Annotated in this window: 18 protein-coding genes; all 18 read left to right on the plus strand. The window is 38.7% G+C overall.

Going from position 1 to position 24,668, the window contains the following annotated elements; genetic code table 11:
* The first annotated feature begins 13 nt into the window (after window positions 1–13).
* The 18 genes from FJR37_RS03775 (at window position 14) to FJR37_RS03860 (ending at window position 24,579) form a co-directional block, all read left to right on the plus strand.
* A complete protein-coding gene (locus tag FJR37_RS03775) occupies window positions 14–1,246 on the plus strand; it encodes a glycosyltransferase family 4 protein (RefSeq protein WP_168465334.1) in 1,233 nt (410 codons plus the stop codon).
* Window positions 1,243–2,697 carry an O-antigen polymerase gene (locus tag FJR37_RS03780; RefSeq protein WP_168465335.1) on the plus strand — a complete coding sequence of 485 codons (1,455 nt, stop codon included), beginning with the start codon at window positions 1,243–1,245 and terminating at the stop codon, window positions 2,695–2,697. Before FJR37_RS03775 ends, FJR37_RS03780 begins: the two co-directional genes overlap by 4 nt.
* Window positions 2,698–2,702: 5 nt before the next feature.
* Window positions 2,703–3,875 carry a glycosyltransferase gene (locus FJR37_RS03785; RefSeq protein WP_168465336.1) on the plus strand — a complete coding sequence of 391 codons (1,173 nt, stop codon included), beginning with the start codon at window positions 2,703–2,705 and terminating at the stop codon, window positions 3,873–3,875.
* A gap of 94 nt (window positions 3,876–3,969) precedes the next feature.
* Window positions 3,970–5,184 carry a glycosyltransferase family 4 protein gene (locus FJR37_RS03790; protein WP_168465337.1) on the plus strand — a complete coding sequence of 405 codons (1,215 nt, stop codon included), beginning with the start codon at window positions 3,970–3,972 and terminating at the stop codon, window positions 5,182–5,184.
* A gap of 10 nt (window positions 5,185–5,194) precedes the next feature.
* Complete coding sequence (gene asnB / locus FJR37_RS03795; RefSeq protein ID WP_039202503.1) at window positions 5,195–7,144, plus strand: asparagine synthase (glutamine-hydrolyzing); 1,950 nt, start codon at window positions 5,195–5,197, stop codon at window positions 7,142–7,144.
* 71 nt (window positions 7,145–7,215) lie between these two features.
* Window positions 7,216–8,493 (plus strand): nucleotide sugar dehydrogenase, encoded by a 1,278-nt coding sequence (locus FJR37_RS03800; protein WP_168465338.1) that lies wholly within the window; start codon window positions 7,216–7,218, stop codon window positions 8,491–8,493.
* A gap of 11 nt (window positions 8,494–8,504) precedes the next feature.
* Window positions 8,505–9,515 carry an NAD-dependent epimerase gene (locus FJR37_RS03805; protein ID WP_168465339.1) on the plus strand — a complete coding sequence of 337 codons (1,011 nt, stop codon included), beginning with the start codon at window positions 8,505–8,507 and terminating at the stop codon, window positions 9,513–9,515.
* A gap of 53 nt (window positions 9,516–9,568) precedes the next feature.
* Window positions 9,569–10,726 carry a glycosyltransferase family 4 protein gene (locus tag FJR37_RS03810; protein WP_168465340.1) on the plus strand — a complete coding sequence of 386 codons (1,158 nt, stop codon included), beginning with the start codon at window positions 9,569–9,571 and terminating at the stop codon, window positions 10,724–10,726.
* 709 nt (window positions 10,727–11,435) lie between these two features.
* Window positions 11,436–12,071: a sugar transferase gene (locus FJR37_RS03815; protein ID WP_168465341.1), complete on the plus strand. Its 636-nt coding sequence runs from the start codon at window positions 11,436–11,438 to the stop codon at window positions 12,069–12,071.
* 153 nt (window positions 12,072–12,224) lie between these two features.
* Window positions 12,225–12,881, plus strand: a complete 657-nt coding sequence (locus tag FJR37_RS03820) for an acetyltransferase (RefSeq protein WP_039200926.1) — start codon at window positions 12,225–12,227, stop codon at window positions 12,879–12,881.
* Between the two features lie 199 nt (window positions 12,882–13,080).
* The gene (locus FJR37_RS03825; protein WP_168465342.1) at window positions 13,081–17,919 is read left to right on the plus strand and encodes a MupA/Atu3671 family FMN-dependent luciferase-like monooxygenase; all 4,839 of its coding nucleotides are present in this window, start codon (window positions 13,081–13,083) and stop codon (window positions 17,917–17,919) included.
* A 720-nt stretch (window positions 17,920–18,639) separates the two neighbouring features.
* A complete protein-coding gene (locus tag FJR37_RS03830; protein WP_168465343.1) occupies window positions 18,640–18,894 on the plus strand; it encodes a hypothetical protein in 255 nt (84 codons plus the stop codon).
* A 23-nt stretch (window positions 18,895–18,917) separates the two neighbouring features.
* Window positions 18,918–19,217 carry a hypothetical protein gene (locus tag FJR37_RS03835; protein WP_052149996.1) on the plus strand — a complete coding sequence of 100 codons (300 nt, stop codon included), beginning with the start codon at window positions 18,918–18,920 and terminating at the stop codon, window positions 19,215–19,217.
* Entirely contained in the window at window positions 19,214–19,939 is a 726-nt protein-coding gene (locus tag FJR37_RS03840; RefSeq protein WP_168465344.1) for an SDR family NAD(P)-dependent oxidoreductase, read from the plus strand. Before FJR37_RS03835 ends, FJR37_RS03840 begins: the two co-directional genes overlap by 4 nt.
* Window positions 19,936–21,297 carry a long-chain fatty acid--CoA ligase gene (locus tag FJR37_RS03845; protein WP_168465345.1) on the plus strand — a complete coding sequence of 454 codons (1,362 nt, stop codon included), beginning with the start codon at window positions 19,936–19,938 and terminating at the stop codon, window positions 21,295–21,297. Before FJR37_RS03840 ends, FJR37_RS03845 begins: the two co-directional genes overlap by 4 nt.
* Window positions 21,294–22,346: a 3-oxoacyl-ACP synthase III family protein gene (locus FJR37_RS03850; RefSeq protein ID WP_039203375.1), complete on the plus strand. Its 1,053-nt coding sequence runs from the start codon at window positions 21,294–21,296 to the stop codon at window positions 22,344–22,346. The genes FJR37_RS03845 and FJR37_RS03850 overlap by 4 nt, the downstream gene beginning before the upstream one ends.
* A gap of 339 nt (window positions 22,347–22,685) precedes the next feature.
* Window positions 22,686–23,348 carry an acetyltransferase gene (locus tag FJR37_RS03855; RefSeq protein WP_039203376.1) on the plus strand — a complete coding sequence of 221 codons (663 nt, stop codon included), beginning with the start codon at window positions 22,686–22,688 and terminating at the stop codon, window positions 23,346–23,348.
* 154 nt (window positions 23,349–23,502) lie between these two features.
* Window positions 23,503–24,579: a GNAT family N-acetyltransferase gene (locus FJR37_RS03860; RefSeq protein ID WP_371416092.1), complete on the plus strand. Its 1,077-nt coding sequence runs from the start codon at window positions 23,503–23,505 to the stop codon at window positions 24,577–24,579.
* Window positions 24,580–24,668 lie beyond the last annotated feature (89 nt).

Raw genomic sequence — 24,668 nt, forward strand, 5'->3', positions numbered from 1 at the left:
AGGTTTCATGAAAATGAAGATATTATTAGTTTCCGGTGTATATCCTCCTAAAATAGGCGGTCCATCAGCGCAAACCCAACATATTGCACGTAACTTGATATCTAGAAATATTGATGTACATATTATTACTTATGGTGATCCAAATTCTAGTGGAATAATTGATGGAATACCCATAAGCTTTATTGATGAAACTTCACGTCAGAGTTGGCTAGATAAAATAGTGCGTAATACACGAATTTATTATGAGATAAATCGTATTATTAGCGAGTTTAAACCGACTGTTTTACATATGCAAACTATGAGTTTCAATTTAACGATAATGGCTGGTATTATTGCTCGGTTTCATCGAATTCCATCAATTGTAAAGTATAGTTCAGACTTAGTTTGGGATATAATTAATCAAGATAAAATGATTAACGTTTCTGCTAAGAATCTACCTCAACAGTTATATACTTTTGTACTGGAGTTACTCCAAGGGTTTTTATTCTCAGTTTATGATTGCATTTGGGCGACTACACCACTTTATCAAAAACGCCTTGTGCAGCATTTTTCTATTTCTAATAATAAGATATTACTCCTGCCAAATTTTACTAAATTGCAACCTTTTGAAGCAATTGCCGCAGCCCGTAAATCTGCGGATTATCAACAAGGAGTCATTGAATCAGTCCCTCACCTAAAACCAATTGCCTTACTCACAGTTGCTCGTTTAATTCCCTTGAAAGGAATTGAAATTTGCCTTGAGGCAATTTCTCATCTGCTCGATCTTCCAGTTAGTCTTCGCATTATTGGTAGTGGATCTCCTGATTATGAGTTGTTTTTACGAGATATGGCAGAACGTCTTGGTGTTAGTAACCGGGTTGAGTTTGCTGGTGCAGTATCACCCACTCATATTCCTGGAGAATACCAGAGTGCAGATATATTTATCTTAGCCAGTTATTACGAAGCTTTTGCTACTGTTCTTATAGAAGCAATGGCTGCTGGTCTTCCTATCATTGCTTCTAATGTGGGTGGAATCCCAACTGTTGTGGAAAATGAAGTTTCTGGTAAACTCATACCTGCTGGAGATGCACTCAGTCTGGCAATGGCAATACGTTTTCTGGTTGTCAATGAGGAAGAGCGCCATGCTATGGCAATTGCAGCTAGGACACAAGCAAAGGCATTTGATTGGGATATGGGTGTAGATAAACTCATTGAAACTTACAAACAGCTTTGTCCTGAGCAGAAAATAAATGAGTTAGAAAAATGAATAATTCCGAACTAACAAAATTAAAAACTGACAGTCATAGATACAATAATGAATCACCCTTTGTTCCTATGCACTGGCCTCACCGAATTCTACTAATTGCCATCATTGTTATTTATTTACTCTTTGTAGTTATTCAAGTATATTTTAACCCAAAGTCTACAGTTGCCTTACAATGGGTCAATTTAGGATTGGTAGTAAATTTTTTACTCCTACTCATACCTCTTATTTTTTATCAACCTTCCTATGGATGGTTTCATCCTTTAATATTCAATATTGTTCTAACTCTGATCCATGAAATACGTAAGACTCCTATTTATATAAATGGACTTGAAGCACATATAGCTCTACCGAATTGGAATAGTGAAAGTTTAACTTTCTTATTAGCTGATAACATATTTCTTAGTATAGTTGGTCTAGTTAGTTACTATTGTGGTTTCTTCTTCTCTCTGAGATTTGGTAATTTACAATTAACCTTTTTGCCACCTCGTCATCTAAAACTGAAAGTTTTGTGTGTAGTAATTTTCTCTATCGTAGCCTGTGCAGCTTATATGCAAATTCAAGGTGGAATTGCTGCACACATCCTCTCTTGGGGACAAGGACGACGGGCAACACTGGCGGGTCAATTCTACTGGCAATTTTTGATTCAATTTGGTGCTATTGCCTGCCTAATATGGTTAGCAAAAGATCCTAAAGCTCATTTTCAAGGACTATTCTGGATATGTTCATTAAGTTCACTTGTTATTAATTTTTTAAGTGGAGGCTCTCGTTCAAGTGTTATTTATTTCATCATTTTTGGGTTGATGGTATCTATGATCCGCGATCGCAAAGTTGCCTTCACTCAAATCCTAACTTTTGCTTTAATCGGATTGTTTCTAATAGGTATATTAGGAGATTTCAGAAACAGTACCTGGAGTGGAGAAATCAACTGGGATAAATTAAATCAACCCTCTTCAACAGAATCTATTTTCGGCTTGGCAACAGATGAATTAGGATCACGAAGTGGAGATGGCAGCGGTGAAATTCCCATTTTAGCTTTAGTACCTAATCAGGTTGATTTTCTCTATGGTAGATCCTATTTAGCTGCCCTAACAATTCTGATTCCCCGGGGACTTTGGCCAGGCAAGCCTGGATTAGTAGATGGTGTTGTTGGCAATACATTTTTTGATTTAGATATAGGTATTCCCATTGAACCTACTCTTGAAGCCTATTGGAATTTTGGTGTTCCTGGTGTATTTATAGTTTTCTTTGCATTTGGCCTTTTCCATAAATGGCTAGTTTGGACTTTCCGCAATTATGCCACTCAAACTTCAATGATAGTTCCCTATGTAATCACCCTCTATCTAATCGAACCATCTGGTCCGGGAATAATCCGTGGGATGATTTCTCTCACTTCATCTGTAGTACTTCTCCGTGTATTTGGACTGTTGTCATTTCGAGCAAAAAGTAAATAAAACCCATGAACCAACCACAAAGTAAATTTGATCATCGAATACATATACTATTCTTTGTTCCCACCCTTGGTGGTGGTGGTGCAGAGATGCATTTATTACGAATCATCAATCACCTTGATCCTCAAAAGTTTCGTTTTTCTCTAGCTTTATCCCGGTCTGGTGGTTCTTATGAATCTGACTTACCTAAGTATGTTAAATTGCATTTTTTAAATACAGGAAAAACTAATTCCAGCGTCATCCGCAATATTCGCTCAATAGCTCCACTTCGCCAACTTATCCAGGACCAAAAGCCTAATATTCTCTGCTCAATTATGGATCACGCCAATGTCGTCGCAGTTTTAGCTGCTAGTACACTGCCGACTCGTCCAAAAGTTATTCTCTGTGTTCAGAATCCTCCCACTGTTGAGCATCAACCCTATTGGCATATCACTAACTTGCTGACGTTATCACTAATTCCCAGACTTTATCCACAAGCTGATCAGATAATTGCGCTTTCTCAGGGTGTAGCAGAGGATTTAATGACGCTGTGTCCTCATATTAGCAATCAATTAGATGTAATTTATAACGCTGGCTGGGATAGTAGGGTCTTGAGTGGTGCCAAAGAGTCTATCCATCAGGAAGATTTACCAGCAAACGTACCGCTCATTGTCGCCTGTGGACGACTGACTGATCAAAAAGGTTTTTCCTATTTGATTGATGCTTTAGCACAGGTGCGGCAAGTCATCCCAGTACATTTGTGGATTATTGGGGAAGGGAAACAGCGCGGGATGCTAGAAAAACAGATTCAACAACTAGGATTAAATGATTGTGTCCGGTTACTAGGCTTTCAAAGTAACCCATACAAATATATGGCAGCGGCAGATATTTTTGTGCTGTCATCTCTCTATGAAGGTTTTGGAAATGTGATTGTAGAAGCTATGGCCTGTGGTACTCCCGTGATTGCCACAGATTGTCCCTATGGTCCAGGGGAGATTATTGAAAATGGTGTCAATGGTATTCTTGTACCTCCGGCAAATGTGGAAGCTATAGCAGAAGCTGTTATTAAACTGCTAACAACAGATTCAGAATTAAAGCTGAAATTTTCTGAAAACGGAAAAAGCCGCTCTCAACAGTTTCATGCTCAGGTGATTGCATCTATTTACGAGAAAATGTTTTTACGTAATTCTTGTATTAATTAAAAATTGACACTTCCAGTCCGCTTTGTCTTTGAGTAGGGGCAAACGGCCGTTTGCCCCTACATATCCTTATGAAAGTTTGCCCCTACATATCCTTATGAAAGTTGTCGTTGCACTTGAACATCGTTTTAATCGGACACCAGATGGGATTGTCTGGACACATACTCAGTTTCCATATTCATTTTGGCAGAGGTATCTAGAGGTTTTTGATCATGTGCGGGTGGTTGCCCGTGTTCAGGATGTCCTCTCAGTGCCCTCTGATTGGAGGGAGTCCAATGGCGATCGCATTTCTTTTGCTGCTATTCCCTATTACATTGGACCTATGCAGTATTTATGGCGATCGATCATGGTTAAACGTGCTGCCCAACAAGCTGTAAATACAGAAGATGCCGTAATTTTGAGGGTAAGTTCGACCATTGCTTCCTGTATTGAACCTAAACTACGGGCTACGAATCATCCCTACGGTCTAGAAGTGGTTGGTGATCCCTATGATGTCTTTGCACCTGGTTCGATTAAACACCCTTTGCGTCCGTTTTTCCGCTGGCGATCCCCTCGAATCTTGCGGCGACAATGTGCTAGAGCTTGTGGTGCAGCCTATGTCACTGAGTGCGCTCTCCAAAAGCGGTATCCACCAGGAAAAGATGCTTTTTCCACACATTACTCAAGTATAGATTTATCTCATGAGGCTTTTGTCTCTGTTCCTCGCTTACCTAAACAGCAAAATCAGGTTTTTACCATTGTCTTTATCGGCACATTAGCACAACTTTATAAAGCACCAGATGTGTTAATTGATGCTGTCGCTAATTGTATACGGGAGGGACTGAAACTTAAACTAGTTCTTGTTGGTGATGGTAAGCATCGAGAAGAATTGGAAATGCGAGCAGTGAAATTAAATTTAGGAGATTATGTAAATTTTCGGGGTCAGTTATCCGCAGGAAAAGCTGTGCGGGATGAATTGGATCAGGCGGATTTGTTTATCTTAGCATCTTATCAAGAAGGTTTACCCAGAGCAATGATCGAGGCAATGGCACGGGCATTACCATGTATTGGTTCTACAGTAGCGGGCATTCCTGAACTACTAGCACCAGAGGATATAGTGCCACCTGGTGATGTTGCTGCTTTGTCTAGCAAAATTCGGGAAGTTGTGACTAACCCAGAACGCATGGCTCGAATGTCAGCCCGTAACCTAGAGAAAGCCAAAGAATACACAAATGAAATACTTCGGGAAAGGCAAATTGCTTTCTACAATTATGTACGAAAAAGTACGCAAGATTGGCTGAATGCACAAAAAGAAGTAAAAAGCATAAACTAAAACAATATTTATGTGTGGAATCACTGGTTTTTGGGATATATCTCGACAAATTAGCACCGATTATCTACCAATAATTGTGCAGCAAATGTCAAAGTCATTAATTCATCGTGGTCCAGATGATGGTGGCAGTTGGGTTGATGGAGAGGTCGGCATTGCTTTAGGACATCGGCGACTATCTATAGTAGACCTTTCACCGCAAGGACATCAACCGATGATATCTAGCGATGGTCGGTATGTAATTGTTTTCAATGGTGAAGTTTATAATTTCCCAGAATTAAGAAAGCAGTTACAAAGTCTTGGATATAGCTTTTGCGGTCATTCTGACACAGAGGTAATGTTATCAGCCATCTGTGAATGGGGAGTTTTAGAAGCAACCAAGCGTTTTAATGGGATGTTTGCTTTTGCTGTATGGGATCGTCAAGAACGGGTTTTACATTTGGGACGCGATCGCATCGGCGAAAAGCCACTATATTATGGTTGGTGCGGTCATACTTTTATATTTGCCTCAGAATTAAAAGCTTTTAAAGTCCATCCTGATTTTCAACCCGAAATCAACCGTGATGCCTTGGCTTTATTCCTCCGGTTTTCTTATATTCCTGCACCTTATTCCATCTATCAAGGCATCTATAAATTACCACCCGCAACTCTTCTAAGTTTGAATGGGACGGCAATTCACCCTCAGCCAGTACCCTATTGGTCTGCAAAAACTGCCGCAGAATCAGGTGTTGCTTATCCCTTCACAGGGTCAGAAAATGAAGCTATAGTACATTTAGAGGTGCTACTAAAAGATGCCGTAAAAATGCGAATGCTGGCAGATGTCCCTTTAGGTGCTTTTCTATCAGGTGGGATAGACTCTTCGACAATTGTGGCTTTGATGCAGGCTCAAAGTCAGCAACCTGTGAAAACTTTCAGCATTGGTTTTCACGAACAAGACTATAACGAAGCTGAATATGCTAAGTCTGTGGCACAGCACTTGGGTACAGACCATAGGTCACTTTATGTCACCTCAGAGGAAGCTATGGGAGTAATTCCCAAACTACCAAGTTTATATGACGAGCCATTTTCCGATCCTTCCCAAGTTCCCACATTCTTAGTATCTCAACTTGCCAAAAATCATGTCACCGTCAGTCTTTCTGGTGATGGGGGTGATGAATTATTTGCTGGATATAAGCGCTATTTTTTGGCAAGTAGTATCTGGCAGAAGATCGGCTGGATACCGCAAACAGTTCGTCATTCTACAGCCAAAGCTTTAACCAGTGTTTCTGCCCAGACTTGGAATCGAGGTTTTGAACCTATAAATACCATATTGCCAGCAAAATTGAATTTTGGCGATAAATTACATAAGTTAGCAAACATTTTAGCAGTTTCCCACCCCGATACTATGTATGCGGATTTGGTATCCCATTTGCAAGAACCAGAAAAAGTTGTGATTGATAGTTCTCAACTCAGCACAGTTTTTAGTGATGGCAATTTGTGGGCAAATTTACCGAATTTCACAGAACGCATGATGTACTTGGATTTAATCAGCTACTTGCCAGGTGATATCTTAGTGAAAGTAGATCGTGCCACTATGGGTGTGAGTCTTGAAGGTCGCATACCTTTTTTAGATCATCGGGTTGTGGAATTTGCTTGGCAAATCCCCCTATCCATGAAAATACGTGGTAATCAAGGTAAATGGTTGTTACGACAGGTTTTATATAAGTACGTACCCAGGGAATTAATTGAGCGTCCAAAAATGGGTTTTGGTATTCCGATTGGTGCATGGTTGCGTGGACCTTTACGAGCATGGGCAGAAGATTTGCTGGATGAGTCTCGATTGCGAAGAGAAGGGTATTTTCATCCTCAACCAATTCGGCAAAAGTGGGATGAACACCAAAATGGCGATCGCAATTGGCAACATCATCTCTGGGTTATACTCATGTTCCAAGCTTGGTTAGCTGAAAAATCAGCCGGAAATTAGGAATAAATCATCAATCTTTACACCTGTTAAACAAGCAAAAATTTTTCAAATTCCCTTAAGGAAATAGAAACATGAATCAGATCGCAGTCATTGGTCTTGGCTACGTCGGTTTACCTGTGGCTTTAGCAATTGCCAAAAAATTTCCCAATACAATTGGGTTTGATATTAATCAGGAAAAAATTGCTGCATTAAATCAAGGCATAGATTTCACAGGTGAAGTTGCCAGTGATGAACTCAAAAATACATCTCTCAAAATAACTTGTGATCCAATTGATTTAGCTGATTGTAACTTCTTTATTGTCGCCGTCCCTACGCCAATTGACAATAATCGTGTTCCTGATTTGACTCCACTGATTAAAGCCTCAGAAACCATCGGTAAAGTCCTCAAAAAAGGTGATGTTGTAGTTTATGAATCCACCGTTTACCCAGGAGTTACAGAAGAAGTTTGTGGTAGTGTTCTGGCGCGGGTATCTGATTTACAACAGAGCGTTGATTTCAAATTAGGCTATTCTCCCGAACGAATTAACCCAGGTGATAAAACTCATACCTTAGAAAAAATTGTTAAAGTTGTCGCAGGTGAAGACCCAGAAACATTGGCACAAATCGCCAATGTATACGGTACTGTTGTTGAAGCTGGTGTTTACCGCGCTCAATCAATTAAAGTAGCTGAAGCGGCTAAGGTCATTGAAAATACCCAACGAGATCTTAACATTGCCTTGATGAATGAACTAGCAATAATTTGCGATCGCCTGAATATTCGCACCCGTGATGTCTTAGCCGCTGCGGGGACAAAGTGGAATTTTCTACCCTTCACTCCAGGTCTTGTGGGGGGTCACTGCATCGGTGTAGACCCTTACTATCTCACAGCCAAAGCCCAACAAGTTGGTTATTATCCCCAGGTAATTCTCGCCGGTAGAAGGATTAATGACAACATGGGTCAATTCTTAGGGAGTCGGTTGGTGAAACTGCTTGTAGAAGCCAATGTGACAATCAAAAATGCGCGAGTGGGGATTTTGGGACTTACCTTTAAAGAAAATGTCCCAGATTTAAGAAATAGTCGCATTCCCGATATCATTCATGAATTGCAACAATTTGGGATTGACCCCCTAGTACATGACTCTTTAGCGGAAAATAGTCATGCAGTCCATGAATATGGTATTCAATTATCTGATTGGAAAGAACTTACATATCTTGATGCCTTAATTTTAGCAGTTCCCCATCAAGAATATTTAGAAATGCCAGCAGAGAGACTATTTGCTCATATTCGTCCAGGTGGAATCTTCATGGATATCAAATCAATATTTGAACCTGGGGATATACCGACAAATGTTAATTATTGGAGTTTATAAAAGGTGAAATTATGGCAAAAATTTTAGTTACAGGTGCGGCTGGTTTTATTGGTTTTCACCTCAGTCAACGCTTACTAGAAAGAGGTGATCAAGTTGTAGGTTTAGATAACCTCAACGATTACTACGATGTTACCTTAAAAAAAGACAGATTAGAGCAACTTTTAGCAAACCCCAACTTTAGCTTTCATTTATTGGATTTAGCAGACCGAGAAGGCATCCCCAAATTATTCGCTCAATCTAGTTTTGATAAAGTCGTTAATTTAGCTGCACAAGCCGGAGTCCGTTATTCCTTAAAAAATCCCCATGCTTATGTAGATAGTAATTTAGTGGGATTTGTGAATATTCTCGAAGGTTGTCGGCATACAAACGTCCAACATTTAGTATTTGCTTCTTCCAGTTCAGTTTATGGTGCAAACACAAAAATTCCCTTCTCCGTTCATGACAATGTAGATCATCCCGTGAGTTTGTACGCAGCTACCAAAAAAGCCAACGAATTAATGGCACATACCTACAGTAGTTTGTATGACTTGCCGACTTCGGGATTACGATTTTTTACAGTTTATGGACCTTGGGGTCGTCCTGATATGGCATTGTTTCTGTTTACTAAAGCAATTTTAACAGGACAACCAATTGATGTCTTTAATTACGGTAAAATGAAGCGTGATTTTACTTATATTGATGACATTGTGGAAGGTGTAATTCGTGTTCTTGATCAAGTGGCTGTATCAAATCCTCATTGGTCAGAAAATGCACCAGATCCTGCTACAAGTTATGCACCATACAAAAATTACAATATCGGTAATAATCAGCCGATTGAATTAATGCACTTTATCGAAACCTTAGAAAATTGCTTGGGAATCAAAGCAGAGAAAAATTTGCTTCCCATGCAACCTGGTGATGTGCCAGCAACCTATGCCGATGTTGATGCCTTAGTAACAGATGTGGGTTTTAAACCGAATACCTCAATTGAGGTGGGAATCGAGCGATTTGTGAAATGGTATCGTTCATATTACCAAGTTTAAAAAATCCCCTGTTTCTATAAATTTTAATAATAGCAAAGACCACAGACAGAAATATGAAAATCTTACATATTTGTGCAATTGGTGATACGGCGGAGGGACTTTTACTACCTCAGATAAAATACTTTTTATCGCAAAAGTTTGAGGTTGGTATAGCCTGTTCTCCAGGAAAGGCAGTAGAAAAATTACAAAAGAATGGATACACAGTATATGCTGTGAAAATTAACCGCAAGATATCGTTAGTTTCCAACTTAAAAAGTATTTATCACCTTGTAAAAGTTATTCGGCAAAATCAATATGATCTTGTCCATGTCCATACACCAATTGCTGCTGTTTTAGGACGGATTGCAGCTAAAATTGCTGGGGTTAAACAAATTGTTTACACTTCCCATGGACTGCCATTTCATGATCTATCCACTCCTACCCAGTATTACTTTTACTTTATAGTTGAAAAGCTGACTGCTTTAATCACTGATTTAATTCTCAGCCAAAATTATGAAGATATTAGCACTGCTAAAAAACTCGGTCTTTGTCCACCTGAAAAACTGGCTTATTTAGGTAACGGTATAGATATTGATCGCTTCCACCGTGAGCGACTCAATCCCATTCATCAGAGTGAATTACGGCAATCTTTAGGTATTCCAACAACCGCGAATTTAATTGTTGGTACAATTGGGCGGTTAACTCGAAAAAAAGGTGGTGGATACCTGATAGAAGCTACTGCTAAATTAGTGGATAAATTTCCTAATTTACATATTCTGATAATTGGTGGTCAACTTAGTTCAGATCCTGAACCTTTCCAAACAGAACTAATAGCAAAAATTCGCAATCTGGGAATTGAGAATCACGTTACACTCACAGGCAAACGCCAAGATATACCAGAAGTTTTAGGTCTTTTAGATGTCTTTACTTTACCTACTTTTACTCATGAAGGATTACCCCGATCTATTTTAGAAGCGATGGCGATGGGTTTACCAGTTGTGACTACAGATATTCGGGGATGTCGAGAAGCAGTATTACAGGAAAAAACAGGTTTAATTGTGCCTTCTCAAGATAGTGATAAATTAGCCGAGGCATTGGCAATTATGTTATCTAATCCCGAATTGCGGCAAGCCTATGGTAATGAAGGACGGAGAAGAGTAACAACCGAATATAATGAAGATTTTGTATTTGAAAGACTGACAAAATACTATCAAGAATTAAGCATTAAGTAGGTTGGCGTTGAAAATTGTCGTTATAGCAAGGCAAGAGGCAAGAGGCAAGAGGCAAGAGGCAAGAGGCAAGAGTAAAGAGGCAAGAGGCAAGAGGCAAGAGGCAAGAGTAAAGAGGCAAGAGGTAAGAGGCAAGGGGCAAGAGGCAAGAGGCAAGAGTAAAGAGGCAAGAGTAAAGAGGCAAGAGTAAATAAGTTTTCAGCGATTTTACGTTTCTTTACACAGTTTGGTTTTATTGTGTTCACCTAATTAACTGATTATTAAACTCATGGGAAATGGGGATTCTGTTGTTAATAATTCAGTGTTTAAGTAATTGGACAAAAATATTTACAGTCATTGCGAGGGAAGGGAAGCAATCACAACCCTTGGAATTGCTTCATTTCACTTCGTTTCATATGGCTAACGCCACGCAACGCTTACGCAATGACATTGTGTAATTAATACTGTATCACTACTTGAATCAAAATTAATATCAGTTGCTGAAAAGCAGTGCCGAAATGACTAGATGATGGCTAAAAATTCGTCTATTATTGCTAACAATTAGCAAGTTAGAACAAACTACTAATGCCAATTAAAATCTCCTTATAATTCAAATAAAACAGATATGCAAAGATTAAGCAACATCTCTGCATTGAGTTTTATCTGGAAAATTCTCCTGGGTTTAATCCAGGTTTTGAGCGGTTTTTAATTACTTTAAATACAAGGTTTATCCATGATGACTGAAAATTTTCAAAGGCATCATCTAATCAGCAGATTGATTAAGTCTGGATTAGATAAACTTATGGCGATTATAGCCTTAATTATTCTTTCTCCCTTAATGCTAGTAATTGCGATCGCTCTTTATTTACATGATGGTCGTCCGGTTATTTTTAACCAACCTCGTCCAGGTAAAGATGCTCGGGTTTTTAACTTTTATAAATTCCGCACTATGACCAATGAAAAAAATGAGGAAGGTAATTTATTACCTGATGAAAAACGCTTGACATCTTTTGGTAAATTTCTGAGAAAAACTAGTTTGGATGAACTTCCTCAACTGTGGAATATTCTCAAAGGTGATATGAGTTTTGTTGGTCCACGTCCTTTACGTGTGGAGTATCTTGAACTTTATACTCCCGAACAAGCACGACGACATGAAGTGTTACCTGGTATCACAGGATTAGCTCAGGTCAATGGACGCAATGCTATTAGCTGGGAAACAAAATTTAAGTTAGACGTTTCCTATATTGACGATTGGAGTCTTGGGTTAGATTTCAAAATCCTCTTGTTAACAGTCTGGAAAGTGCTGAAGCGTGAAAATATCAATCAGGAAGGATATGCAACTGCTGGAGATTTTAAAGGTCAGGTTTAGATATAAGTAGGTTAGCATTGAAAATTGTCGTTATGGGAGGGCAAGAGGCAAGAGGCAAAAGGCAAGAGTGAAGAAGCTTTGGGCGATTTTACTTTTCTTTACACACTTTGGTTTTATTGTGTTCACCTACTTAAAATAAAGGATGAGAATTTTATGGACAAAGTTGTTATTTTTGGAAACAGGCCTTTTGCAGAAACTATTTACTTTTATCTCAAGCACGATTCTGAATATGAGATAGTTGGATTTACTGTTGATGAAGACCATATTCAAGCAGAAAGTTTCCATAATTTACCAGTTGTACCCTATCAAAAACTAGAAAAATATTATTCACCCAAAGAATACAAACTGTTTATTCCTCTTGGTTATGAAAATCTCAATAAGTTGCGGGCAGAAAAATACTATAATGCTAAAAAAAGGGGATATAGTTTTATTTCCTATGTTAGTTCTAAGGCATACTATCATGGCACAACCGTAGGTGAAAACTGCTTAATTTTGGAAAACAACATTATCGAACCTTTCAGCATCATTGGTGACAACTGTATTCTCACAGGTGGAAATTATATTGGGCATCACTCTGTGATTAATGATCACTGTTTCATTGCTTCTCATGTCGTGCTTGGTGGTGGAGTAAACGTAGGAGAATATACTTTCATTGGCTTGAATGCTACTATCAGAAATTACGTCAAAATCGGCAAGGAAAATATTATTGGTGCGGGATCAATAATTCTTTCTAATACGGAAGATGAGGCTGTTTACTCTCCAGGAGAAACTGCAAAATTTGACGTGCCAAGTAATTTAGTGAATATCTAATAATCTTGAAGATTGCTGTTACCAAATATTATATAAAGCCATCATTTCAATAATTTGTAAAATTCTGGCAAGTGAATTTTTTTTAGAGAGTTTTTGGCTTAATTTGTCCGCAAATAAATTTATCAACGCTAACTTACTTATCTAAATCTCTCATTCATACTCAGAAGATTTGTGTCAGATTTATGAGGATACATAAATTATGTCCAGCTTTTCCTGTTTTGTTGTCGGCGATGGTATTGTGGCTTTGAGTTGCTTGAAAATCTTGTTGCAGAAAGGCTGGCAAGTGCTGGGAGTGTATTCAACAGATAATTCATTGCAAAAGTGGTCTCAGGAACATAGCATTACCCACGCCGCCTCTCGCTCCATGTTTCACAAAACACTCCTGGGCGTTGAGTACGATTATCTTTTTAGTATCAATAACACCCAATGGATCATTCCTGGGGATGTAATTGGACGGGCAAAAAAAGCAAGCATCAACTACCATGATGCGCCATTGCCAAAGTATGCTGGTTTGTATGCGACCTCTTGGGCTTTGCTGAACGGTGAAACCCAACACGCAGTTACCTGGCACGAAATTGTCTCAAAAGTTGATGCAGGTCCCATCTTCAAGCAAAGAATAGTTCCAATTGAGCCAGATGATACGGCTTTTACTTTGAATGTTAACTGCTTTAATGCAGCAGTTAACTCCTTCGAGGAACTGGTACAAGAACTGGCAATAGATATTATCAAGCCATTATCCCAAGACCTCTCTCAACGGAGTTATTTTAGTCCCAGCGATCGCCCAGATGCTGCCTCTGTGATCTCTTATGATGTTAGTAGCAAAGATATCTGCAATCTTGTCAAAGCTTTAGATTTTGGTCCAACTCGCAATGAACTTGGTCTGACCAAAACCTGGCTACCAGGCGGAGTAATTGTTGTGGGGTCTGCCCGGTTAATGACATCTGACTACGGTACTCCTGGACAAGTGCTGAAACTAGATTCCCAAGGGATGTGTATCGCTACCATAGATGGGGCTGTTGAGTTGAGTCGTTTAACCACATTAAACGGCAAGGATATTTCCCCAGAACAGTTAGAAGAAGATTATGGTGTGCGCGTTGGTGATATCTTACCGGCAATTGATACCAAGACAAGAAAGGCAATTAGCCAGAGGAATGCGGCAATCTGTCGTCATGAGCAATCTTGGGCAGAACGTTTGATGCAGCTTGCTCCTTTTAGACATCCCTATTTACCATTGGCAACATCTGGTCAAACACTCACTTCGACTTCGCTCAGTGACCGTACTTATATCTCCATGTACCGCTATTCTATTTTGTCGTTAACAGCGCAGGTAGCAGCTAAATCTCTGTTGTCTATGTTTGCTGCTTACTGTGCGCGACTGACAACCGAAATGGAATTTGATCTGGGACTGCAAACCGATGCACAGCGCAGTATTGCCCCCGAAATATTTGCCCAACGAGTTCCTATTCGCGTGCAAACTCGGTCACTGAGCGAAGTCGAAGTGCAGGTTAATGAGTCTTTCCATGATTTTCAACAGCGATTTGAAAAAGCCCTAGATGATGCCGTTCGTCTGGGTAGCTTTAGACATACGCTGTTGAGACGTTATCCACAATTGCATGGTGATGGGAATGGAGGTAGCGATGATAATTTTCTGCCTGTGGCGATCGCTCTTGTTGCGTCTCCTGATCAACTAGATTGGCACTCCCTGGGAGCTTCTATAGCTTTGGTGGCTTATGAAGATGGAACTTTACCGGAATTAGTGCATACTGGGTCACTCAATAACACTGACTCTAAAGCCATTGTTCAGCAACTTCAAACTTTAATCACCGCTTGTATAGAAGATCCTCAACAATCTCTGCATCAATTACCACTGCTTTCTATTGCCCAACAACAGCGAATTTTGGTGGATTGGAACGACACAGCCGAACCCTTCCCCACAGATAAATGTATTCATGATTTATTTGCGGAACAAGTAGAGCGGACTCCTGATGCGATCGCTGTAGCCTTTCAAGACCGAGAATTAACTTACCGAGAATTAAATGAACAAGCCAATCAATTAGCCCACTATCTAGGGCTACAGGGGGTTGGTCCCGATGTAATCGTCGGTCTTCAGATCGAGCGATCGCTAGAAATGATGATCGGCTTATTGGCAATTCACAAAGCCGGTGGGGCATATCTTCCCCTTGATCCCGATTTCCCCCCAGATCGTCTGGCTTTCATGGTAGAAGATTCCCAAGCGACCGTCATCTTAACCCAGGAAAAACTTGATCAAGATCCCCGACTTCTCAAAGAAGTCGGGGATCTGGGGATGACCCGCATTATCCCCATTGATACGCGGTCACTGAGCGAAGCCGAAGTGCTGTGGGCAGAAATTACTCAACAACCCACCACGAATCCTCATAGTGGAGTTAAACCCGAAAATCTGAGTTATGTAATTTACACCTCCGGTTCTACAGGGAAACCCAAGGGTGTGATGGTAGAACATCGTAACGTGGCTAACTTCTTCACGGGTATGGATGCTGTCATTGACCATGAACCACCGGGAGTATGGTTAGCAGTTACAAGTTTGTCATTTGATATTTCTGTCTTGGAACTGTTCTGGACATTGGCTAGGGGATTTAAAGTAGTTATCTATAACCCCAAGCAAGAACGGCAGCAGTCTAAGTCCCAACAACCCATAGCTGTAAATAAATTACAACATACCGATTTTAGTCTCTTTTACTTTTCTAGCCATGAACAAGGGCAAGATGCAGCGGAAAAGTATCGCCTCTTGTTTGAAGGAGCTAAATTTGCTGATGCCAACGGGTTTAAGGCAGTTTGGACTCCAGAACGTCATTTTCATGCCTTTGGTGGCTTATTCCCCAATCCTGTAGTCAGCAGTGCAGCGATCGCCACGACCACCAAAAACATCCAAATTCGTGCAGGTAGCTGTATTTCCCCCCTACATAATACCGTGCGACTCACAGAAGATTGGTCTTTAGTAGATAACTTTTCTCACGGTCGGGTAGGAATATCCTTTGGTACTGGCTGGCAACCCAATGACTTTATCCTCTCTCCCCAAACCTTCGAGAAGCGCAAGGAAATTATGTTCCAGCAAATCGAGGAGGTACAGGCACTTTGGCGCGGAGAAACCCTACCCTATCCCAACGGTAAAGGAGAAATCATCGAGGTGCAAACCCTACCTCGTCCCATTCAACCCACCCTTCCCGTTTGGATTACAGCCGCCGGCAACCCCGAAACCTTCCAAATGGCAGGTGCGAGAGGCTTTAATATTTTGACGCACTTACTGGGGCAAAGTTTAGACGAGTTGGCCGCCAAAATTGCCATCTATCGCCAGGCTTATACAGAAAACGGACATTCTGGCGAAGGCATTGTCAGCCTGATGATACATACTTTTGTGGGAGAAAGTGATGATAGTGTCAAAGAGATTGTCCGTCAGCCCATGCGGCAATACCTAGCTAGTTCCCTCGATTTAATCAAGCTTGCAGCTTGGTCTTTCCCCACTTTTAAACAGAAAACCACCAACGACAAAGGACAGTTTGCAGTATCTCATCTATCTGACCCAGATATGGCGGAAGTCCTAGATTTCTCCTTTGAACGGTACTTTGAAACTAGTGCTCTATTTGGAACAGTGGACACCTGTTTGCAGATGGTTGATCGGATTAAAGCCATTGGTGTCAATGAAATCGCCTGTCTGATTGACTATGGGGTAGATACGGATACGGTGCTATCTCAACTACCCCTGCTGAATGAATTGAAGACACGGGCTAATTATCAAATCAGGGAACAGGGAACAGGGAACAGGGAACAGGAAATCGGGAACAGGGAATCGGGAACAGGAAGGAACAGGAAGGAAGAGGGAATCAGGAATCGGGAACAGGGCAAAATTGAATCTATAGCTGATCTGATCAAACGTCATCAAGTAACACACCTGCAATGTACCCCTTCTATGGCGGGTTTATTGATGGCAGAAACAGCTAACCGCGAAGCTATGGGGCAACTTCGGCAAATGATGGTTGGTGGTGAAGCCTTGACTGAAGCTTTAGCAAATCAACTTCAGCAAATTATTCCCGGACAGATTCACAATATGTATGGTCCGACCGAAACCACCATTTGGTCAGCAACCCATACTCTAGCTGAAGTTGATGGTATAGTTCCCCTGGGTCGTCCTATTGCCAACACTGAGTTATACATTCTCGACAAGAATCAGCAAAATGTGCCTGTTGGTGTCCCTGGTGAACTATATATCGGCGGTAAAGGGGTGACACGGGGCTATTTGCACAGACCAGAATTAACCCAGGAAAGGTTTGTACCTAATCCCTTTAGTGATGATGCCACTGCTCGTTTATACCGGACTGGCGACCTAGTTCGCTACCGAAGAGATGGCAATGTAGAATTCTTAGGACGGATGGACTTCCAGGTAAAAGTGCGGGGACACCGGATTGAATTGGGAGAAATTGAGACGATTTTAAGCCGCCATGAAGCAGTTCGGGAAGCCGTGATTATCGTTCGTGAAGATATACCCGGAGATCAGCGCCTTGTAGCCTATCTACTCCCACAGCCAGGGTATCAGCCATCTCATGCAACTATGCGAGAATACTTGCTCTCTCTATTGCCTGAGTATATGATTCCTTCTAACTTTGTTGTTCTAGAGAAATTTCCCCTTACTCCTAATCATAAAGTTGACCGCAAGGCTTTACCGGCTCCCCTATTAGTTGTTCAGGCTGAGGATAGTGTAAATACAACAATACCTAAAAACGATATTGAGCAAACCCTCATGGAAATCTGGCAAAAAGTGCTTCAGATACCTCAAGTGAGAACTCAAGACAATTTCTTTCATCTAGGGGGTAATTCCTTAGTGGCAGTTACATTAATTAGGGAAATTCTCTCAGCATTTAATGTGGATTTACCCTTAATTATCTTGTTCCGATATCCAACTATAACCGATCTCGCCCAGCAGATTTCAGTGCAACCTTTTGTGAATAAATCTAATAATAGCAAAGTTGATCTCGTGGCTATGTCCAGATCAATATTAATCTAAGTTGCTAGTTAGGAATAGGAGTCAGAAATCAGGATCAGGAATTAAGTTTGATTTTAAAAATCTCTGAATTTTTGCCCTATTTCTGATCAGCATCCCCATTTTCTAGCTTTGATTAAACAACTAGCAATTTGAGTTACCACCGATTGCATTGTTGCAATTAACGGAAATCTTAGAACCCTGGACTGGCTTAAGTAGTGATATTGATGTAGTTACAAAAATAGAGAACTTTTAGCGTTGCATAATGGCGGTATAAATTATGTTCTACCATAAGTTTGAGGTTTTAACTTTCCAATTTATATTCAGTGATTTCTTGATCAAAATCGTGCCAAACTGACAAGATTATTTCAAAGTATTTAGTGTATATTATCTTGTAATTGTGGTTCTACCGCTTCCCTTATAGACAAGAATATTAATTTAATTTTTGTAGGTTGTTGAACGAAGTGTTCGCATAGCGTCCCGAAGGCATAACCCAACATTAGAGGGAAGATGGTCAGGCGTGTTGGGTTATGGCTACAAGTTAAATTACCCCCCTTAATCCCCCCGATGCTTTGGGGAGAAACCGGAAAAATTAGTTCCCTCCCCAAAGCATCGGGGAGGGTTAGGGAGGGGTAAAATATTTGATCCAGCAATCATGACTTTTCAAACACCCTCTAATTAATAAATGTAGATAGGCACTTATTAGCTAAAGGTTTAAAACAAGAGAATTTTCTAGGAGTAAATATGATAAATCGCCAAAAGATGCTGGAAATTTTAGGAAATCATCTGGAAATTAACAGTGCGAATCTTATGGAAGAAACAGTGCTAGAAAACTTAGGAGATGCGTGGGACTCAGTGGCTATATTATCGGTAATATCAATCATTGATAGTTATGCTAACCGACCTATTCCTGTCAATGCTATTGTCGAGAGTAAAACGATTAAAGACCTCATTGATCTTGTCTGTGTGAATGAAAATCAAATAATTAGTTGTAAGTAATTTTCATAAAAAAGGAGAATAATATGTTAGATGTAAACAGGGAAGAAGTTGTTAAAATAATCAAAAAAGCATTTCAAGAAGTTGGAGATAAGTCAAATATTAATTTACCTGAAAATATAGATGAAAAAATGAGGATTTTAGGAGGAAATTCGCCTTTTGATTCTATGCACGTTGTTAACATTATTGTCATCATAGAAGAATATATCGCAGATACATTTGATCTGAATATTACCCTAGCCAATGAGCATACTATGTCTCAGGGTAAAAGTCCATTTTTATCCATTAGTACATTGACAGATTATATAGTAGGTAATCTGTTATGAAAAATGTTGAGAATAGTCTTTATCAAGACCGCATTGTTTTAATTACTGGAACAACTAAAGGTATTGGACTTCATTTAGCAAAACATTTTTTAGAGCAACAAGCTATTGTTTGTGGTTTTGCTCGTTCTGAATCATCTTTGCAGCACAATCAATACTATCATTATCGAGGTGATGTGACTAATATTCATGATGTTCAAGGAGTTCTAAAAGAAATTAGAAAAAAGTTTGGCCGTTTAGATATACTGATTAATAATGCAGGTATAGCGTCAATGAATCCTTCTCTGTTGATGCCAGAAACTGTTGCCAAAGAAATACTTGATATCAATATAGTTGGTGTTTTCAATATGTCGCGCGAAAGTACCAAGCTGATGATGAAGAAAAACTATGGCAGAATTATTAACTTTAGTTCTGTTGCTGTTCCTATGAACATTGAAGGAGAGGCAATTTACGCATCTAGCAAAGCAGCTATTGAACAATTTTCCCAGATTTTTGCCAGAGAAGTCGCCAGATTTGGCATCACAGTTAATGTGATTGGACCTTCACCAATTATGACAGATTTGATTGCTAAAGTATCTCCAGAAAAAATTCAAAGTCTTGTTAATAAAATGCCTTTAAGCCGTTTGGGTGAATTTCCAGATGTTGAAAATGTTATTGATTTTTTTGCTAGTGAAGCCAGTCAATACATTACAGGACAAGTTATTTATCTTGGAGGTGTTTCATGAATAATCTTGAGAGATTTTTATCCTATTTTGCAGATTATGGTGAGCAAAATGCCTTAATCTTGAATCATCGAAACTATAGTTACAACTGGTTATTAGAACGGATAAAATATTGGTATTATGTTTTATCAGAGGAAGGCATAGAAAAATCTATTGTTGGTTTTCGAGGAGATTATTCCCCGGAAATTATAGCTTTATTCTTCGCACTCATTTGGCTCAAGAATATCTTAGTCCCTTTAGGTGTAATTAACCAGCAAGAACAAAATAGATATTTTGATATAGCAAATATTCGGTATCTTTTGTCAATTGAAGAGTCAGAAACGTTGGTAATAGAAGATTTGAAAGCCGTTATAAATAATCAGATTCTGACTGATTTTATAAAACAGCAATCTGCGGGAATTATTTTATTCTCTTCTGGTTCTACAGGAACGCCAAAAGGAATGCTTCACGATTGTGAAAAATTATTATCCAAATATACTAAAGGTGGAAAAAGTTTTAATACATTGGCATTTTTATCCCTGGATCATATTGGAGGAATCAATACTTTATTATACCAATTATCTAATGGAGGAACAACACTATTAGCTAATGATAGAAGACCGGAAAATATTTGCCAACTAATCGAAAATTGTCAGATAGAGTTGTTACCAGTTTCTCCAACTTTTCTGAATTTACTTTTGATGTCTGAGTCTTATAAAAATTATGATGTAAGTTCTTTGAAAATCATCAGCTATGGCACAGAAGTAATGCCAGAAAATACATTAACTGCCCTAGCTAATGCTTTCCCTGGTGTCAGATTAAAGCAAACCTATGGACTATCAGAATTAGGAATATTACCCACTAAAAGTGAAAGTTCTGATAGTAAATGGGTTAAATTAGGTGGGGAAGATTACGAGGTGAAAATAGTAGATAATATTCTCTGGATCAAAACTAATTCAGCTATGGTTAGTTATTTAAATTCTCCCTATCCGTTTGATGATCAAGGCTGGTTGAATACAGGTGATGTAGTTGAAATGAAAGGGGATTACTTCAAAATACTTGGTCGTCAATCAGAAATGATTATTGTAGGTGGTTTGAAAGTATTTCCACAAGAAATAGAGAATATTTTAATCCAAATGCCGGAAATTGATGAAGTAACAGTCTTTGGTGAACCAAATGCAATTACGGGAAATATAGTTGTTGCTGTAGTTAAACCAATAGACCTATCAATTGATGAACGGAAAATGAGAAAGCTCATTCAATCCTATTGTCAACCAAAGTTACAAAGTTACAAAATTCCAGTTAAAGTTTGCTTAAATTCTAATGAACATCACAATCATCGCTACAAAAAAATTCGTTCTCAAGTTAAGGAGATGCTATGAATAAAACAAGTATTCCTAATATCAGTATGCGAGGTATTGCGATCGCTTTACCTCAAGAAACTGAATTTAATCATGAATTATCTGATGTGTTAGGTTATGAAGAAATAGAAAGAGTTAGTCAAACAATTGGTATTTACAGCAGAAGAGTTGCGGGTGAGGGAGTAACAGCTTTTAATCTGATGTCACAAGCTGTAGAAAACCTTTTAAAAACTACAAATATTAGGAAAGAAAATATAGACTGTCTTGTATGTATTACCCAAACTCCAGATTATTTAATTCCTGGAAATTCATTTCTGTTATCTCACCAATTAGGATTAGAGACAAAGGTATTGACACTAGATATAAATGCTGGTTGTGCCGGATTTACCCATGGTCTAATTGTGCTAGGAAAATTAATTAATAATGGTGATATTAAATGTGGACTTTTGGTGGTAGGAGATACACTGACAAGGTTAGTAAATCCCCAAGATAAAACAGAGCGGTTGTTATTTGGAGATGGAGCAGCCGCGTGTCTTTTAGAATTTGATAAACAAGGGAAAGGGCTAACAGCTTGCTGGCGAACTATTGCTGATGATTATAATAAATTAATAGTTCCTGCTGGTGGTATGAAAAAACCAACTACAGAACATACAAAAATTGTAAAAATCCAAGAAGACGGCAGCCACAGAAGTGAAAATGATTTAATTATGGATGGTGCTGCTGTTTTCTCATTTTCAATTAAGGAAGTTCCTGAACTTGTCAACTTAGCTTTAAAAAATTGTAATTTAATCAATGAAGATATTGATTTATTTATATTTCACCAAGCTAATAAATTTATGGTTGATTATATCCGTAAAAAATTAAAGCTTAGTGAAGAAAAAGTTCCCATTTTGGTAGAAGGAATAGGTAATACCAGTAGTGCATCTATCCCAATTGCTATTAATCGCTATGCCTTAAATCAAGGAATTAATAAAATTAGTGGTCGGCTGTGTCTGACTGGGTTTGGAGTAGGCTTGTCTCTAAGTAGCATCATTATTGAAGTAGAAGATTTAATTGTAACGCCTATGTAATTAAGTAGGTTAGCGTTGAAAATCGTCGTTATAGCAAGGTAAGAGGATGTTTTAAAAGTGGTATTCCGTAATTTTCATCACATTGCTACCCCCTTTGCCCTTGTAAAGAGGGGAAACAATAAAAATCCAGTTCCCTCCCCTTTACAAGGGGAGGGTTAGGGAGGGGTAAAAAATATTTGATACATCAACCATAACTTTTCAAACACCCTCTAAGAGTAAAGAAGTTTTCAGGGATTTTACGTTTCTTTACACAGGTTGGTTTTATTATGTTCACCTACTTATTTTGATTAGGACTGATTGAGAAATATGTACAAATTTCATTTACATAGGTAAGTAAAAATGGATAAGGTAGTTTTGTTTGGTAATGGACAAATAGCAAGTGTAGTTTACTATTATCTAACTTATGATTCACCGTATGAAGTTGTAGGATTTACTGTTGATCGCTCTCACATACAAGAAGAAAGTTTATTTGGTCTACCGATAGTGCCTTTTGAAGATGTCCAGTCCATATTTCGACCAGACGAATACAAAATGTTTGTCTCAATTAGCTATCGACAAGTTAATAAACTGAGAGCTGCTAAATATTATGAAGCAAAAGAGAAGGGATACAGATTAATTAGTTATATCAGTTCTAAAGCCAGCATCTGGACTGGATTAGTTATAGGTGATAACTGCTTCATTATGGAGAACAACGTAATTCAACCATTTGTAGAAGTTGGAAACAACGTCATTATTTGGAGTGGTAATCATATTGGACATCATACAGTTATTAAAGATCACTGTTTTCTTGCCTCCCATGTTCTCATCTCCGGTTATGTTACTGTCGAACCATACTGTTTTTTTGGTGGTAATTCAACAGTTAGAGACGGAATTGTAATTGCAAAAGAGTCTGTAATTGGTGCAGGATCATTGATTTTAAAGAGTACGAAAGAGATGGGTGTCTATATTGGTAGTCCAGCCCAGTTGTTTCCGCAAAGCAGTAATAATTTAAAGCGAATTTAAATTAGTAAGTAGGTTAGCATTGAAAATTATCGTTATGGGAAGGCAAGAGGCAAGAGTGAAGAAGCTTTGGGCGATTTTACTTTTCTTTACACACTTTGGTTTTATTGTATTCACCTACTTAGTTTACTATCCATTTTAAATAAACCACACTCCTATGATGAAAATTAAAATCATTGATGTAGCTAATCCATTGTGGCTGGAAACGCTCAGAAAATTACGGCATGATATTTACCATTTACCTGAATATTTATTATTAGAAGCAAGGCGGATTCAAGCTGTACCTGAAGCTATAATTATTAGCCATTATGACAAAATATTTTTCATTCCATATCTCCTGCGATCTTGTGATATTCATATTAATAGAGAATTAACCATAGGAGAAATTTTTGATATTATTTCACCCTATGGCTATTCTGGAATTTTACTGAGTGAGACAGCTATGCAATCAGTAGATTTCCTCAATCTAGCAATGCAGCAACTCAAAGAAGTTCTGAAATCCAGAAAAATTTGTTCTGCTTTTTTCCGTCTTCATCCAATTCTTAATCAAGAATTAAATGAGATTTTTACATCTGAAATTTTTCAAATCAATAGTAACACAGTTTCAATTAATTTGAAGCTTTCTGAAGCAGAAATTTGGCAGCAAACAAAGCCTGAACATCGAAATAAAATTAATAGATGTAAACGACGTGGTTTTCAGGCTAAAATAGTTAATTTCAAGGATAATCTTGACAATTTTATAGCTATTTATGAGGAAACAATGGATAGAGTAGGAGCAAGCAAATACTATTATTTTGATGATAATTACTTTCGCCAGCTTTCTCTATTAGAAAAATTAATTCATTTATGTATTGTTGAACAGGATAACCAAATTGCTTGCGTTGGTTTATTTACAGAATGTAGTGGTATTGTTCAATATCATTTAGGAGGAACAAAGTCCGATTTCCTCAAGGAAGCTCCTAGTAAGTTGATGTTTGATCATGTTCGCTTTTGGGCAAAAGAGCATGGTAACGAGGTACTTCATTTGGGAGGAGGAGTTGGCAGTGTTCAAGACAATCTTTATCGCTTTAAAGCCGGGTTTTCTCAACAAAGACATCCTTTTTTAACTATGCGCTTAATCACAGATGAAGATAATTACTATCATCTAGTCAATTTGCAAGCTAAATACTTAAATATCCATCCCGAACAGCTATTAAAATCAGATTTCTTTCCGGCTTATCGTGCTTCTCATTAATACGGAAACTAATTTGTAAAGACTAATACACTCCACAATGGCATAAATTGAGGATAAAAAATTGCAAAGTACAATTAACGCAAGAGGCA

Origin of the sequence: Aphanizomenon sp. UHCC 0183 (assembly GCF_009712065.1) — a bacterium.
In the GTDB taxonomy this organism is placed as follows: domain Bacteria; phylum Cyanobacteriota; class Cyanobacteriia; order Cyanobacteriales; family Nostocaceae; genus Dolichospermum; species Dolichospermum heterosporum.